This is a genomic window from Streptomyces antioxidans (assembly GCF_000968685.2).
GTDB lineage: Bacteria > Actinomycetota > Actinomycetes > Streptomycetales > Streptomycetaceae > Streptomyces > Streptomyces antioxidans.
Window position 1 is genome coordinate 95,982 of the sequence record NZ_LAKD02000029.1, and the last position, 14,943, is coordinate 110,924.

Annotated in this window: 12 protein-coding genes; 10 read left to right on the forward strand and 2 right to left on the reverse strand. The window is 69.9% G+C overall.

Going from position 1 to position 14,943, the window contains the following annotated elements; genetic code table 11:
- Positions 1-114 precede the first annotated feature (114 nt).
- From VT50_RS12115 to VT50_RS12155, 9 genes are all read left to right on the forward strand, one after another.
- On the forward strand, positions 115-876 hold the full coding sequence (locus tag VT50_RS12115) for a DeoR/GlpR family DNA-binding transcription regulator (protein WP_046085898.1): 762 nt from the start codon (positions 115-117) through the stop codon (positions 874-876).
- Entirely contained in the window at positions 873-2,225 is a 1,353-nt protein-coding gene (locus VT50_RS12120) for a 6-phospho-beta-glucosidase (protein WP_046085897.1), read from the forward strand. Before VT50_RS12115 ends, VT50_RS12120 begins: the two co-directional genes overlap by 4 nt.
- A 278-nt stretch (positions 2,226-2,503) precedes the next feature.
- The gene (locus VT50_RS12125; RefSeq protein ID WP_046085896.1) at positions 2,504-3,265 is read left to right on the forward strand and encodes a DeoR/GlpR family DNA-binding transcription regulator; all 762 of its coding nucleotides are present in this window, start codon (positions 2,504-2,506) and stop codon (positions 3,263-3,265) included.
- Between the two features lie 52 nt (positions 3,266-3,317).
- Complete coding sequence (locus VT50_RS12130; protein ID WP_046085895.1) at positions 3,318-4,667, forward strand: ABC transporter substrate-binding protein; 1,350 nt, start codon at positions 3,318-3,320, stop codon at positions 4,665-4,667.
- Positions 4,664-5,629 (forward strand): carbohydrate ABC transporter permease, encoded by a 966-nt coding sequence (locus VT50_RS12135; protein ID WP_046085894.1) that lies wholly within the window; start codon positions 4,664-4,666, stop codon positions 5,627-5,629. Before VT50_RS12130 ends, VT50_RS12135 begins: the two co-directional genes overlap by 4 nt.
- Complete coding sequence (locus VT50_RS12140) at positions 5,626-6,504, forward strand: carbohydrate ABC transporter permease (RefSeq protein WP_046085893.1); 879 nt, start codon at positions 5,626-5,628, stop codon at positions 6,502-6,504. Before VT50_RS12135 ends, VT50_RS12140 begins: the two co-directional genes overlap by 4 nt.
- The gene (locus VT50_RS12145; RefSeq protein ID WP_046085892.1) at positions 6,501-7,490 is read left to right on the forward strand and encodes a zinc-dependent alcohol dehydrogenase family protein; all 990 of its coding nucleotides are present in this window, start codon (positions 6,501-6,503) and stop codon (positions 7,488-7,490) included. Before VT50_RS12140 ends, VT50_RS12145 begins: the two co-directional genes overlap by 4 nt.
- Positions 7,491-7,569: 79 nt before the next feature.
- Complete coding sequence (locus VT50_RS12150; protein WP_046085891.1) at positions 7,570-8,940, forward strand: NAD(P)/FAD-dependent oxidoreductase; 1,371 nt, start codon at positions 7,570-7,572, stop codon at positions 8,938-8,940.
- A 183-nt stretch (positions 8,941-9,123) separates the two neighbouring features.
- On the forward strand, positions 9,124-9,921 hold the full coding sequence (locus tag VT50_RS12155; protein ID WP_046085890.1) for a DeoR/GlpR family DNA-binding transcription regulator: 798 nt from the start codon (positions 9,124-9,126) through the stop codon (positions 9,919-9,921).
- 89 nt (positions 9,922-10,010) lie between these two features.
- Here the strand turns inward: VT50_RS12155 and VT50_RS12160 are convergent, their stop codons facing one another.
- Positions 10,011-10,583: a snapalysin family zinc-dependent metalloprotease gene (locus tag VT50_RS12160; protein ID WP_046085889.1), complete on the reverse strand. Its 573-nt coding sequence runs from the start codon at positions 10,581-10,583 to the stop codon at positions 10,011-10,013.
- 209 nt (positions 10,584-10,792) lie between these two features.
- Here VT50_RS12160 and recQ point away from each other — a divergent pair, with 209 nt between their 5' ends.
- Positions 10,793-12,637, forward strand: coding sequence for a DNA helicase RecQ (gene recQ / locus VT50_RS12165; RefSeq protein WP_046085888.1), 1,845 nt, complete (start codon positions 10,793-10,795; stop codon positions 12,635-12,637).
- 138 nt (positions 12,638-12,775) lie between these two features.
- On the opposite strand, the gene VT50_RS12170 is transcribed toward recQ, so the two are convergent.
- Positions 12,776-14,929 (reverse strand): OmpL47-type beta-barrel domain-containing protein, encoded by a 2,154-nt coding sequence (locus VT50_RS12170; RefSeq protein ID WP_240529143.1) that lies wholly within the window; start codon positions 14,927-14,929, stop codon positions 12,776-12,778.
- Positions 14,930-14,943: the final 14 nt, after the last annotated feature.

The following is a 14,943-nucleotide window of genomic DNA, read 5'->3' on the forward strand; positions in this document are numbered from 1 at the left end:
GCGGGACTTGTTCACGCCGATGGGGCGTGAGCGACACCTTGCACCTCACCCGGGATGAATGCAAGAGGTCGATCAGGGTCGCGCACACTCGCTCACGTGGAGTACGTTGCCACCATGCTGCGAGAGAGCCGCCACGAGAAGCTGCTGAGCATCCTCGGCGAGGAGGGTGTGCTGCCCATCGGCGCGATCGCCACGCGTCTCGGGGTCAGCGAGGCCACGGCCCGGCGGGACATCACCGAGCTGGGCCGGGCGGGGCGGCTCACCCGGGTCTACGGCGGCGCGGTGGCGGCGCCCCCGCAGGACGAGGAGCGCCCGTTCAGCGAGGTGGCGGTCGACGACCTGGCCGACAAGGAGGCCGTGGCCCGGGCCGCCGCTGAGCTGGTGGCGGACGGCGACGTACTGCTGCTGGACATCGGCACCACCACCCTCCAGCTGGCCAAGCTGCTGCGCGGCCGTCCGGTCACCGTGGTGACCAGCAATCTCGCGGTCTATGACGAGCTGCGCGACGACCCGCAGGTGACCCTGATCCTGCTGGGCGGGCAGGTGCGCGCCAACTACCGCTCCGTGGTCGGCTTCCTCACCGAGTCCAATATCCGCCAGCTGCGGGTCGGCCGGCTCTTCCTCGGCGCGAGCGGCGTGCTCCCGGACGGCAGCGTGCTGGACAGCACCCATGTGGAGGTGCCGGTCAAACGGGCCATGCTCGGCGCGGCCCGGGAGGTGGTGCTGCTGGTCACCGCGGGCAAGTTCCCCGGGGACACCGGCCTCGCCCGGATCTGTGGACCGGACGGCATCGACACCCTGATCACCAACAAGACGTCCGACCCGGCGACGCTCGCCGTGTTCCGCGAGGGCGATGTGGAGGTAGTGACCGTATGAGGCTGACCGTGCTGGGCGGCGGAGGGTTCCGTATGCCCCTGGTGTACCGAGCGCTGCTCGATGACACCGGGGACGCGGCGGGGCGCTGCACCGAACTGGTGCTGTACGACACCGACCAGCGCCGGCTGGACGCGATCCGCGCGGTCCTGGCCGAGCAGGCGGCGGACCGCCCGGCCGCCCCCGTGGTCCGGACCACCACCGATCTCGAACAGGCGCTGCGCGGCGCCGACTTCGTCTTCTCGGCCATCCGCGTCGGCGGTCTCGAGGGCCGAGCGAGCGATGAGCGGATCCCGCTCGGCGAGGGGGTGCTGGGGCAGGAGACCGTCGGCGCGGGCGGGGTGCTCTACGGGCTGCGCACCCTGCCGGTGGCGCTGCGGATCGCCGAGCGGATCGCCGCCGTGGCCCCGGACGCCTGGGTCATCAACTTCACCAACCCGGCGGGCATGGTCACCGAGGCGATGCAGCGGGTGCTCGGCGACCGGGTGATCGGGATCTGCGACTCCCCGGTCGGCCTGTGCCGCCGTGCCGCGCGGGCGGTCGGCGCCGATCCTGACCGGGCCACGTATGACTATGTGGGCCTGAACCACCTGGGCTGGCTGCGCCGGGTGGTGGTGGACGGCCGGGACCGGCTGCCGGAACTGCTCGGCGACACCGGCGCCCTGGAGTCGTTCGAGGAGGGCAAGCTCTTCGGCGCCGAGTGGCTGCGGGCGCTCGGCGCGCTGCCGAACGAGTATCTGCACTACTACTACTTCAACCGGGAGGCGGTGGCCTCGATCCGGCAGGCCCCGGCCACCCGTGGCGAATTCCTCCGCGCCCAGCAGGCCCGGTTCTACGAGACGGCGGGCTCCGGCGCGCCCGGGGCACTCAGGGAGTGGGAGCGCACCCGGCTGGAGCGCGAGGCCACGTACATGGCGGAGAGCCGCGAGGCCACCGGCGGCTGGGAGCGCGACTCCTGCGATCTGGACGGCGGGGGCTACGACCGGATCGCGCTGGCCATCATGCGGGCGATCGCCCGCGATGAGCGCGCCACGCTGATCCTCAATGTGCGCAACCGGACGGCCGTCCCCGGCCTCGACGAGGACGCCGTGGTGGAGGTGGGCTGCCTGGTGGACGCGGGCGGCGCGCGGCCGCTGGCGACCGGCGCGGTGGCGCCCGATCAGCTCGGCCTGATGCTGTCGCTCAAGGCGGTGGAGCGCTCGGCCATCGAGGCGGCCACGACCGAAGCGGGCAGCGATTCGGGCATCGCCCGCGGTGCGGCCCTACGGGCCCTGGCGCTCCACCCACTGGTGGACTCGGTCAAGGTCGCGGGCCGGATTCTCGACAACTCCGGGGCGCTGACCCGCCTATAACACATGTCCGTTCGGGCATTCCCCAGTATCTGAACCCGCCCGGACGGGCTCCGTTCACGCCCCCTTTCGGCAAACGGGCGCGAAACGGGCCCGCCGGGTGGAGAACCAGGCATCCGGGTTCCTCACCGTCCGTTGCCCCATCCACGCCGACCTGCTCTTATAACGGTTGTGAAACGGGCGCATACGGTCACGATCTCTGTGGTGCCAAGGCTGGCTTCCCTTGTTGCACGCTTGTAAAACTGCCACGCAAGCCGAAAGACCTAGGCAGGAGGTGCGGCGTGGACGCGGAGGAACGCCGTCGGGAGATCCTCGACACGGCTCGCCATGCCGGCGTCGTCGACGTCGGCAAGCTCGCCGCCGACCTCGGGGTGTCCAAGGAGACGGTGCGCCGCGATCTGCGGGTCCTGGAAGAGCATGGACTGGTGCGGCGCACCCATGGCGGCGCCTACCCCGTGGAGAGCGCCGGTTTCGAGACCACCCTCGCCTTCCGCACCACCATGCACGTACCGGAGAAGTCGCGGATCGCGGCCGCGGCCGCCGATCTGCTGGGCGATGCCGAGACGGTCTTCGTCGACGAGGGATTCACCCCGCAGCTGATCGCGGAGGCCCTGCCCAGGGACCGGCCGCTCACCGTGATCACCGCGTCCCTCACGACCGCCACCGGCCTCGCCACCCGTGACAACACCACCGTGCTGCTCCTCGGCGGCCGGGTGCGCGGGGGCACGATGGCCACCGTCGATCACTGGGCGACGCACATGCTCTCGGGCTTCGTCATCGACCTGGCGTTCATCGGCGCCAACGGCATCTCCCGCCAGTACGGCCTGACCACTCCGGATCCGGCGGTCAGCGAGGTCAAGGCGCAGGTGGTGCGGGTGTCCCGGCGGAAGATCTTCTCCGGGGTGCACACCAAGTTCGGAGCCGTCAGCTTCTGCCGGTTCGCAGATGTCTCGGACTTCGAAACGATCGTGACCGACACCGGCCTGCCGCTGACCGAGGCACACCGCTATTCGCTGCTGGGCCCTCAGATCGTCAGGGTCTGAGGGCCTTCCCCCGCTGTTTTTCCTTTCCCACGTCCCTCCGATTGGACCCGTTATGCCAGTCCTGACTCTTCGTGCTGCCCGGATACCGGTGGTGGCCCTGACCGCGGGCGCGCTTCTGACCGGTTGCGCCGGTATGGGGGGCGGCAGCTCAGGTGACAAGACCATCAATGTCCTGATGGTGAACAACCCGCAGATGGTGGATCTGCAGAAGCTCACCAAGAAATACTTCACCAAGGAAACGGGCATCACGGTCAAATTCACGATGATGCCCGAGAACGAGGTCCGCGACAAGATCAGCCAGGACTTCGCCAATCAGGCGCGCCAGTACGACGTGGCCACCATCAGCAACTTCGAGGTGCCGTTCTATGCGAAGAACGGCTGGCTGATGCCGCTCGACGGCTACGCCGCCAAGGACAAGGCATTCGACCAGAAGGACGTCCTCCCCTCGATGCGGCAGTCGCTGACCGCCGAGGACGGCAAGCTCTACGCCGAGCCCTTCTACGGTGAGTCGTCATTCCTGATGTACCGCAAGGACGTCCTCGCCGAGAAGCACCTGAAGATGCCGGAGCGGCCCACTTGGCGGCAGGTCGCGGACATCGCGGCCAAGGCGGACGGCGCCCGCAAGGGGATGAACGGCATCTGCCTGCGCGGGCTGCCCGGCTGGGGCGAGCTGATGGCCCCGCTGACCACGGTGGTCAACACCTTCGGCGGCACCTGGTTCACCAAGGACTGGAAGGCGCGGCTGGACTCTCCCGAATTCACCAAGGCGACCAAGTTCTATGTCGACCTGGTGCGCAAGCACGGTGAGGCCGGTGCGGCCCAGTCGGGCTTCGCCGAGTGCCTGAACAACCTCACCCAGGGCAAGAGCGCCATGTGGTACGACGCCACCTCGGCCGCAGGGTCGCTGGAGGCGAGCAAGTCCCCGGTCAAGGGCAAGATCGGATATGTCCAGGCGCCGGTGGAGAAGACCAAGAGCTCGGGCTGGCTCTACACCTGGGCGTGGGGCGTCCAGAAGGCGTCGCGCCACCCCGACAACGCGTGGAAGTTCATCTCCTGGGCGTCCAGCAAGAAGTACGAGGCGCTGGTCGGCAAGACCTTCGGCTGGGCCAATGTGCCCGCGGGAAAGCGGTCGTCCACCTACAGCACTCCGGAGTACCGCAAGACCGCGGGCAGCTTCTCCGAGGAGACCCGCAAGGCGATCCTCAGCGCCAAGCCGCGTGATCCGGGAGTGCAGCCGCGGCCGACCATCGGCATCCAGTTCGTCGACATCCCCGAATTCGCCGATCTCGGCACCAAGGTCGCCCAGGAGATCAGCGCCGCGATCGCCGGAAAGCAGTCCGTCGAGGCGGCATTGAAGAATTCGCAGAAGCTGGCCGAGAAGGTCGGCGAGGAGTACCGATGAGTAATCCGACGACGGCAGTACCCGTGAGCGGCCAGCGGCCACCGACCGCGGCCCCCGCCTCCCCGGGGCGCCCCAGGGCAACCCGTAACCGGGCCCGTGAATGGGCCACCCGGGCACCGCTGCTGCCCGCGCTGATCTTCCTGATCGTGGTCACCCAGCTTCCGTTCGTGGCCACGCTGGTGATCTCGCTCTTCGACTGGAACTCGTTCCGGCCCGACCGCCGTGCGTTCGCGGGTCTTGACAACTACAAGACGGTGCTCAGCGATGAGTCGCTGCGCGAGTCCATCGTCACCACCGTGCTGCTGACCGCCTCCGTGGTGATCGTCAGCGTGGTGCTTGGGCTGCTGCTCGCGCTGCTGCTCGACCGCAAGTTCCGCGGCCGGGGGCTGGTGCGCACCATGCTCATCGCACCCTTCCTGCTGGTGCCGGTGGCCTCGGCGCTGCTGTGGAAGCACGCGCTCTACAACCCCGAGTACGGCCTGTTCAACGGCGTGCTCAACTGGCTGGGCGGGCCCCAGCCGGAATGGCTCACCGATACCCCGCTGATCGCGGTGGAGGCGTCGCTGATCTGGCAGTGGACGCCGTTCATGATGCTCATCCTGCTGGCCGGGCTGCAGAGCCGCCCGCTGGACATGATCGAGGCGGCCCGGCTGGACGGGGCGGGCAACTGGCAGATCTTCCGCTTTCTGACACTTCCGCATCTGCGCCGCTATCTGGAGCTCGGCACCCTGCTGGGGTCCATCTACATCGTGCAGAACTTCGACGCCGTGTTCACCATGACCCGCGGTGGTCTGGACACCGCCAACCTGCCGTACACCATCTACGAAACCTTCTACAACGCCCACGAGTACGGGCTGGCATCGGCCGCTGGGGTCGTCGTGGTGATCGGCACGATCGTCATCGCCACCTTCGCGCTGCGCGTGGTGTCGTCCCTCTTCCGTGAGGAGGTGTCCCACGCATGACCGCCGTGAGCACACCGGTCGCCATCACCGGTGTCCCGGAGTCCGCCCGCCGGGCCAAGCGGCGCGGTGCGGCGCTCGGCCTGCTGGCCTGGTTCGTCGGCATCGTGTTCGTACTGCCGGTGCTGTGGATGCTGCTGACCTCGTTCCACTCCGAGGCCGACGCCGCCACCAACCCGCCGTCGCTGACCGCTTCGCTGACCCTCGACGGGTACAAGGAGTTCTTCGGCTCGGGCGGCGGGGCGAGCCCCTGGCCCCCGCTGCTGAACTCGGTGGGCACATCGCTCTTCTCCACCGGCTTCGTCCTGCTGCTGGCCCTTCCGGCGGCGTACGCGCTGTCGATCCGGCGGGTGCGCAAGTGGACCGATGTGATGTTCTTCTTCCTGTCCACGAAGATGCTGCCGGTGGTGGCCGGGCTGTTGCCGGTGTTCCTGTTCGCCAAGGACATCAACTTCCTGGACAACGTCTGGCTGCTGGTCATCCTCTACACCTCGATGAACCTGCCGATCGCGGTGTGGATGATGCAGTCCTTCCTCGCCGACGTCCCGGTGTCGATCATCGAGGCCGCCCAGATGGACGGGGCGCGGCTGCCCACCATCCTGTGGCGGGTGGTGGCCCCGATCGCAGGTCCTGGCATCGCCGCCACCTCGCTGATCTGCTTCATCTTCAGCTGGAACGAGATGCTCTTCGCCCAAGTGCTCACCGGTGTGGTCGCCCAGACCGCCCCGGCGTTCCTGACGACCTTCGTCACCAGCCAGGGGCTGTTCCTGGCCAAGGTGTGCGCCGCGTCGATCGTCATTTCCCTGCCGGTGCTCGCCGCCGGTTTCGCCGCCCAGGACAAGCTGGTCCAGGGCCTTTCGCTAGGAGCAGTCAAATGAGGGCCGCAGTCATCGAAGCCCCGGGGAAGGTCACCGTCGCCACCGTCGCGGACCCCACCCCGGGCCCCCGTGAGGTCGTGGTGGATGTGGCGGCCTGCGGGCTGTGCGGCACCGATCTGCACATCCTGCAGGGGGAGTTCGCGCCCACGCTGCCGATCGTCCCCGGGCATGAGTTCGCCGGTGAGGTCGTGGGCGTCGGCAGCGGTGTCACCGAGGTGGCGGTGGGCGACCGGGTCGCCGTGGACCCCTCCCTGCACTGCCATGAGTGCCGCTACTGCCGGATCGGCCGGGGCAATCTCTGTGACAACTGGAACGCGATCGGGGTCAGCGTCCCCGGCGGGGCCGCCGAGTTCGCGGTGGCCCCGGTGGCCAACTGCGTCAAGCTGCCGGAACAGGTGGAGGTGGCGGACGCGGCCCTGATCGAGCCGCTGTCCTGCGCGGTGCGTGGCTATGACGTGCTCAACGGCAACCTGGGCGCCGAGGTGCTCATCTACGGCTCAGGCACCATGGGGCTGATGATGCTGGAGCTGGCCAAGCGGACCGGCGCCACCAGCGTGGACATGCTCGACGTCAACTCCGAGCGGCTGTCCACCGCCACCACCCTCGGCTGCACCCGGTCCGCCGCCTCGGCGGACGAACTGGACCAGCCGCGGGGCTGGGACGTGGTGATCGACGCCACCGGCAACCAGGCCGCCATTCAGGACGGCCTGGGCCGGGTGGCCAAAGCCGGAACGTTCCTGCAGTTCGGTGTCTCCGACTACGCGACGCGGGCCACCATCGAGCCGTACAAGATCTACAACCAGGAGATCACCATCACCGGCTCGATGGCCGTGCTGCACAGCTATGAGCGTGCCGCCGGGCTGTTCGCGAGCGGGGTGCTGGACCCGAAGATCTTCATCAGCCACCGGTTGCCGCTGGAGGAGTACCCCGCGGCGCTCGACCAGTTCAAGGCGGGAGTGGGCCGGAAGATCGTGGTCGTCCCGTAACCGTGTGTGGTTGACGGCCCAAGCCCGGGGCACCAGGCTTGGGCCGTTATCGATCACGGTCGGCGGGAGGGGCGGGCATATGGGCAAGGGCGACGCGGTGGTGGTGGGAGGGGGTCTCGCGGGCACGCTGGCGGCGGGAGCGCTCCTCGGCCACGTCGACACGGTCACCCTGGTGGAGCGCGACCGCTACCCGGACCGGCCCGCCTTCCGCAAGGGCGTGCCCCAGGGCCGCCATCTGCATGTGTTCCTCAGCGGCGGGCGGCGCGCCCTGGAGACGCTGTTCCCGGGGCTGAACGGCGAGTTGGAGGCGGCGGGCGCACACCGTCTGGAGGCGCCGCGCGACGTGATCACCAAGGGCGGCAACGGCTGGCAGCGCCGCTTCCACGAGGGCAGACACGCCACCACCAGCTGCACCCGGGCGCTGTTCGACGCCACCGTACGGGCGCGGGTGCTCGCCGAGGCCGAGGGGTCGGGGACCCGGGTGGAGGTGGTCCAGGGCACCGAGGCCGTGGGGCTGCTCGGCGGCGCGGACCGGGTCACCGGCGTACGGGTGCGCGCGCGGGACGCCGGGCGCACCGAGCGGGAGTTGCCCGCCGATCTGGTCGTGGACGCCTCGGGGCGCGGCTCGCGCGCCCCCAAGTGGCTGGCGGAGCTGGGCGCTCCGGTGCCGCGCGAGGAGGTCGTCGACGCCGGGATCGGCTACTGCACGCAAGAGTTCCGGCCCGCCGAGCCGATGGACATGGTGATGGTCATCCAGCCGCGCCCGGACTGTCCGCGCGGTGCGGCGTGGTCCCCGGTCGAGGGCGGCCACTGGCTGCTGACGCTGTCCGGGGCGCGCGGTCACCATCCGCCGACCGAGGGCGCGGAGGTGCCCGGGTTCGTCAAGTCCCTGGGCGAGCCGGCGCTGTACGAGCATCTGCTGACCTGTGAGCCGGTGTCCCCGCCGTACGGCTTCCGCGACACCGCCAACCGCCGCCGCCACTACGACGCCCCGGGTGGGGTGCCCGAGGGGTTCCTCGCGGTCTCGGACGCCGCCTGCACCTTCAACCCGATCTACGGTCAGGGCATGGCGGTGGCCGCCCTCGGCGGACTGGCCCTGCGCCGCTGCCTGGCCGAGGGGGGCTTACGGCCCGGTTTCGCGGCCACCGCGCAGCGCGCCGTGGCCCGGGCGAGCGACACCGCCTGGCTGACCGCCGTGGGCGCGGACCGCCCGTACGCCACGGACCCGGACACCACGCCGCCGGGGGCCGCCGAGCGGCTGCGGAGCTGGTACTTCGGACGGCTGGCGGACCGGGCGGCGGTCGACCCGGTGGTCGGCGCGGCGTTCCGCGATGTCACGTATCTGGCGGCGGGACCGTCCCGGCTGATGTCCCCTTCGGTCGCCCTGCGGACGGTGCTGCTGCCGAGGGCCCGGGGCCTGACGGACCCGCCGCTGCGGGTGGAGAGCTGATCCCTCGCCTGCTGCGGCCGCTCCCCGGCAGTGCGCGTAATGAGCGACACACCCGGGCGATTGCGCGTAACACGCAAAACCCTCCCCGGCATTCGCGCCAAACCCGCTCGAAATACGCAGACTGATAGGGTTGCTCAGGGCTGCGCGAAGTCGCGCAGAGTTACGGAAGGATGGGGGGTCGCGATGCGTCAGGAGGCCGGGGCGGAGAAGCGCAGACGACTGCGCGCCGGGGACCGCCGGGAACTGATCGCCCGGATGATCCAGACCGATGGCACGGTCGTCGTGGAGGAGCTGGCCCGCTCGCTGGAGGTCACGCCCTCCACCATCCGCCGGGACCTCGCGCTCCTCACCGAACAGGGCACCATCGCCCGCACCTACGGCGGCGCGATGAGCGCCGGTCACACCGCCGAGCCCACCCTGGGGCAGCGCAGCGGGCTCGCGGTCGCGGAGAAGGACCGCATAGGACGCTGGGCGGCCGCGCGGATCGGACCGGGCGACACCGTCATCCTCGACGCGGGCACCACCGCCGGACGGCTCGCCCACCATCTGCGCAGCCGTACCGATCTGACCGTCATCACCTGCGGGCTCACCGCGCTGCGCGAGCTGGCCGAGGCGGACGGCGTCGAGCTGATCACCCTCGGCGGGACCCTGCGCCAGGTCAGCCAGGGCTTGGTCGGGCCGCTCGCCGAGCTGACCCTGTCCCGGCTGACCGCGGACAAGGTCTTCCTCGGGGCTGACGGGCTGGACGCGCGGCTGGGGATCTGCGAGGCGAGCCTCCAGCAGACCTCGCTCAAGGAGATGATGGCCGACCGCGGCACGGAGGTGTACGTCCTCGCCGACAGCAGCAAGCTGGGCCAGTCCCCGTTCACCGCCTGGGCCCCGCTGGACCGGCCATGGACGCTGGTCACCGACAGCGGCGCCACGGATGACCAGCTCGGCCCGTTCCGGGCGCTGCCCGACACCGAGGTGATCACCGTCTGACGGCACACCGCCCCGGTGCCGGAGCGGGGGGCCGGGAGCATGGCTCCCGGCCCGCCCGGGTCAGTCCCTGCGTACCGGGCCCGACCGGATCAGTCCCGGTACATCAGCGGCCCCGCGGCGGCCGTCGCGCCCGCGCCCACGAGGCCGAAGCTGTCCTCGACCTCGGCCTTCTCGTCGGCGTTCGGGTAGGGGTTGGTGCAGGAGACCCCGGCGGTGGAGCCGGACATCAGGCTCGAGCACGGCCCCGGCTTCATGTCCGGCAGACCGAGGATGTGGCCGAGCTCGTGCGAGGAGATCCGCACCGTGTTGTAGCCCTCGTCGACGGCCTCGCGGCCGAAGTAGATCGTGCCGCTGCCCAGACCCGTCGAGAGGGTGCGGGGCCAGCCGTCGTCCGCGATGATGCGGACGTTGGCCTGCTGCCCGGACGCGGCCGGCTTCAGCTGGACGTTGACCACGCTCTCGTTCCAGATCGCCGCGCCCTTGGCCACCGCGTCCTTGAACTCGGCGGCCCCGCTGGCGTCGTACGTCACCGTCCGCGCGGCGGCGGTGTGCTCCGCCGGGACGGCCGCGGGGGCGGGGGCGGCCACGGCCTGTCCGGCCGTGAGGGCGAGCACCGCCGTCACCGCGGCGGGTAAGGCACGGACGAACTTGCTGGATCTCACGATCGGCCTCCTCGTGGGGGAAGGATGGACGGAGCAAGTGGGCATGAGCATGGCATGTCGCCGTCTCAACGACCACTGTGCCCACACACCTTGCCGCATCCGGCCGGTTGTCCACAGGTGGTCGGCGCGGATACCACCCGGCCCCCTAGAATCGCCGGATGGCTCTCCCCGACACCGGCCCCGAGACGAGCGACGCACCAGGCCCCGATATGAGCGACGCACCCAGCCCCGAGACGAGCGAGGCGCTCGCCGTTCTGCACCGCGTCTTCGGCTACGACTCGTTCCGGGGAGGGCAGCAGGAGATCATCGACCATGTGGTGGCCGGTGGTGACGCGCTCGTCCTGATGCCGACCGGCGGTGGCAAGTCGCTGTGCTACCAGATCCCGGCGCTGGTGCGGAAGGGCGTCGGTGTCGTCGTCTCCCCCCTGATCGCGCTGATGCAGGACCAGGTCGACGCGTTGCGGAACCTCGGGGTGCGGGCCGGGTTCCTCAACTCCACCCAGGACCTGGACGAGCGGCGGTTGGTCGAGGCCGAATTCCTCGCGGGCGAGCTGGACCTGCTCTATCTCGCCCCGGAGCGGCTGCGGGTCGAGTCCACGCTGCGGCTGCTTGACCGGGGCACGGTCTCGCTGTTCGCCATCGACGAGGCGCACTGTGTGGCGCAGTGGGGGCATGACTTCCGGCCCGACTACCTGGCCCTGTCCGAGCTGCACGAGCGCTGGCCCACCGTGCCCCGGATCGCGCTGACCGCGACCGCCACCGAGGCCACCCATGCCGAGATCGCCTCCCGGCTGAAGCTCCAGGACGCGCTGCACTTCGTGGCCAGCTTCGACCGCCCGAACATCCAGTACCGGATCGCCCCCAAGAACGAGCCGAAGAAGCAGCTGCTGGAGCTGTTGCGCACCGAGCACCCGGGTGAGGCGGGGATCGTCTACTGCCTGTCCCGCTCCTCGGTGGAGAAGACGGCCGAGTTCCTGGTCGCCCAGGGCATCGACGCGGTCCCGTACCACGCGGGGCTGGACGCGCGGACCCGCGCCGAGCACCAGGCGCGCTTTCTGCGCGAGGACGGTCTGGTCGTGGTGGCCACGATCGCGTTCGGCATGGGGATCGACAAGCCCGATGTGCGGTTCGTGGCCCATCTGGACCTGCCCAAGTCGGTGGAGGGCTACTACCAGGAGACGGGCCGGGCCGGGCGTGACGGGCTGCCCTCCACCGCATGGCTTGCGTACGGGCTGCAGGACGTGGTCCAGCAGCGGAAGATGATCGACACCTCCGAGGGCGACGACACCCATCGGCGCCGCCTCGGCTCCCATCTCGACGCGATGCTGGCGCTGTGCGAGACGGTGGAGTGCCGCCGGGTGGGCCTGCTGGCGTACTTCGGCCAGCGGTCCACCCCCTGTGGCAACTGCGACACCTGCCTCACTCCCCCGGAGTCCTGGGACGGCACCATCCCCGCGCAGAAGCTGCTGTCCACGGTGGTGCGGCTCAAGCGGGAGCGCAACCAGAAGTTCGGCGCCGGGCAGATCATCGACATCCTGCTCGGCAAGAAGACGGCCAAGGTCATCCAGTTCGACCATGACGCGCTGTCGGTCTTCGGCATCGGGTCTGAGCTGCGCGAGGCCGAATGGCGCGGTGTGGTGCGGCAGTTGCTGGCCCAGGGGCTGCTCGGGGTCGAGGGGGACTACGGCACGCTGGTGCTCACCGATGCGAGCGCGGAGGTGCTGGGCAGGCAGCGGGAGGTCAGGCTGCGGCGCGAGCCGGAGAAGGAGTCGCGCACCGCGAAGGGGAAGACGGGGGGCTCGGGGAAGGCCAAGAAGGCCCCGGTGGACCTGCCGGAGGAGGCCGTGCCGGTCTTCGAGCGGCTGCGCGCCTGGCGTGCGGCGACCGCGAAGGAGCAGGGCGTCCCCGCGTATGTGGTCTTCCACGACGCCACTCTGCGCGAGATCGCGACCCGCTCCCCGGCCACGCTCGAGGAGCTCGGCACGGTGAGCGGGGTCGGCGAGAACAAGCTGGTGAAGTACGGGCAGGGGATTCTGGGCACCTTGGCGTCCTGAGGCCCCCTCGGGGTTACCGATGGGTATTACCTAAGGTAACGTCAGGGTCCGTGATCCATGGCCGGTGGCCGCCGGGGACTGGGGTGCTCCGGCGGCCACTCGCCCTCGCGCCGTTCCTCGTGCCGTACGGGGCGGTTCCTACAGCTCCTTGACGCGGATGTCGCGGTACGAGATCACATCGTCGGTGCTGTGCACCTGGAGGCCGATGTACCCGGAGGAGTACCGACGGCCGTCCGTGCCGGGGTCGTCCGAGCGCGGCGGGGTGAACTCCTGGCCGCCGGTGTTGTCGAACTCATTGAGCAGCACACCGTTGCGGTAGATCGAGAAGTGCTGACCGACCACCCGGATCTCATAGTCGTTCCAGCTGCCCTTGGGGGTGACCCCCGCCCCGGCCAGCCCGACCCGGTCGAATCCGTAGATCGAGCCGGTCTTGTACATATCGCCGTCCGGACGGTCGAGGATCTGCACCTCGTGCCCGTACTTGATGGCGACCCACTCCGGGCGGGACTCCTCGGGGTGGTCATGGACGTACGGGAACCGCACGAAGACACCGCCGTTGGCATTGCCCGTCCCGGGTGCGTCATCGCGGAACTGGAGCTTCAGCGAGAAGTCGTCGTACGTCCGCTGCGGGAACCACAGCATGCCCATGCCCTCGACCGAGGTGTCGCTGGTCATGCTGCCGTCGTCATTGAGACCGAAGGCCCCGCCGCCCACGTGCTGCCACTTCTCGAAGGACTTCTTGGTGCCGTCGAACAGCGGCCGGTAGCCCTCGTCCTGACCGGGCTTGCCGATCCCGGACTGCTTGGCCGCCTTGTTGATCGCACGGTACTCGCGCTGGTCGATCACGCCGTCGGTGAGCAGCTGGTCGGTGACGGAGGTGACGTGCTTGAGGAACAGGGCGTGGGAGGACCAGTCCTTCTCGTCCTCGATCAGCTCATTGATGGTGCAGCGGCTGCGGGTGATGCGGTTGGGGACGCCGGTGTCCACCGTGCCGACGATCACCGTAAGGCGCTCGTCCCACTCCGGACACGCGGGTGCGGGTACCCCGCCGCCCTCGGCCACGGTGAGGGCCAGCGTCCGCGCCTCGGAGGTGTTGCCCGCCTTGTCGGTGGCGCGGTACGCCACGGTGTGACGGCCCACCCGGTCCACCACCACGGGGCTGGCGTAGGCGAGGTACGGGCCGCCGTCCAGGGCGTACTCGACCTTCTCCACCCCGGAGTCGTCGTCCGCGGCGGTGAGGGTGACCTTGGCGCTGCCCACATAGGCGCCGTCGGAGTTCTTCACCCCGTCGACCTGCGCGGAGGTCACCGGGGGCATGGTGTCCTCGGCCGGCGGAACCACCACGGTGAAGTCCACCGACTTCACCTCCGACACGTTCCCCGCCTTGTCCACCGCCCGGAAGCGCACCGTGTGCGCGCCCGCGTCATGGACCATCACCGGAGCGGTGTAGGGCTGGAACTCCCCGTCGCCCAGGGCGTAGTCGATCCGGTTGACCCCGGAGCCGGTGTCGGAGGCGGTGACGGTCACGGTGGCCATGCCGATGTACGCACCGGACGGGTCCTTCTCACCGGAGACGGTGGCGGAGGTCTCCGGCGGGGTGGTGTCGTCCGTCGGCGGGGCCACCACGGTGAAGTCCACCGACTTCACCTCCGACACGTTCCCCGCCTTGTCCACCGCCCGGTAGCGGATGGTGTGCTGGCCGACCTGGTGGACCATCACCGGGGCGGTGTAGGGCTGGAACTCCCCGTCGCCCTCGGCGAACTCGATCCGGTCCACACCGGAGCCCTCGTCGGTGGCGGACACCGAGACGGTGGCCATGCCGATGTACGCACCGTCCGCGTCCTTCTCACCCTCGACCTTCGCCGAGGCCTCGGGTGCGGTGGTGTCCTCGCCCCCGCCGCCGTCGGTGACCACCAGGATGCCCTGCATCTGGGTGTGGCCGGGGATGGTGCAGTGGTAGCGGTAGCGGCCGGGGCTGAGGGTGACTTCGGCAGTGTGCTTGCCACCGCTGTCGTCCGAGGGGTTGGCGAGGATGTTCAGCGGGACGTCGTTGTTGTACTCGGGGTCGGAGACATCGAAGGTCAGGGTGTGCGGCATCCCCATGGTGTTGCCGGTGGCCGTGCTGTTCTCGAAGACGATGGTGGTCTTCCCGGCGACCGCGGTGGTGGGCGCCGAGGCGTACTTGGTGATGTCGTCACCCGCGGTCCAGGTGAGGGTCTGCTGGGCGGCCTGCCGGGTGTCGTCCTGCCCGTAGGCCGCCGTCGCCGTCGCCGAGGTCAGCCCGAGGACCATGAGCAGCGCGGTGA

Bases quoted from the DNA above. Each gene is read 5' to 3' on its own strand.
- VT50_RS12115 (WP_046085898.1), top strand. From the start codon at position 115: ATGCTGCGAGAGAGCCGCCACGAGAAGCTGCTGAGCATCCTCGGCGAG.
- VT50_RS12120 (WP_046085897.1), top strand. From the start codon at position 873: ATGAGGCTGACCGTGCTGGGCGGCGGAGGGTTCCGTATGCCCCTGGTG.
- VT50_RS12130 (WP_046085895.1), top strand. From the start codon at position 3,318: ATGCCAGTCCTGACTCTTCGTGCTGCCCGGATACCGGTGGTGGCCCTG.
- VT50_RS12135 (WP_046085894.1), top strand. From the start codon at position 4,664: ATGAGTAATCCGACGACGGCAGTACCCGTGAGCGGCCAGCGGCCACCG.
- VT50_RS12140 (WP_046085893.1), top strand. From the start codon at position 5,626: ATGACCGCCGTGAGCACACCGGTCGCCATCACCGGTGTCCCGGAGTCC.
- VT50_RS12145 (WP_046085892.1), top strand. From the start codon at position 6,501: ATGAGGGCCGCAGTCATCGAAGCCCCGGGGAAGGTCACCGTCGCCACC.
- VT50_RS12150 (WP_046085891.1), top strand. From the start codon at position 7,570: ATGGGCAAGGGCGACGCGGTGGTGGTGGGAGGGGGTCTCGCGGGCACG.
- VT50_RS12155 (WP_046085890.1), top strand. From the start codon at position 9,124: ATGCGTCAGGAGGCCGGGGCGGAGAAGCGCAGACGACTGCGCGCCGGG.
- recQ (WP_046085888.1), top strand. From the start codon at position 10,793: ATGAGCGACGCACCCAGCCCCGAGACGAGCGAGGCGCTCGCCGTTCTG.
- VT50_RS12170 (WP_240529143.1), bottom strand. From the start codon at position 14,929: ATGGTCCTCGGGCTGACCTCGGCGACGGCGACGGCGGCCTACGGGCAG.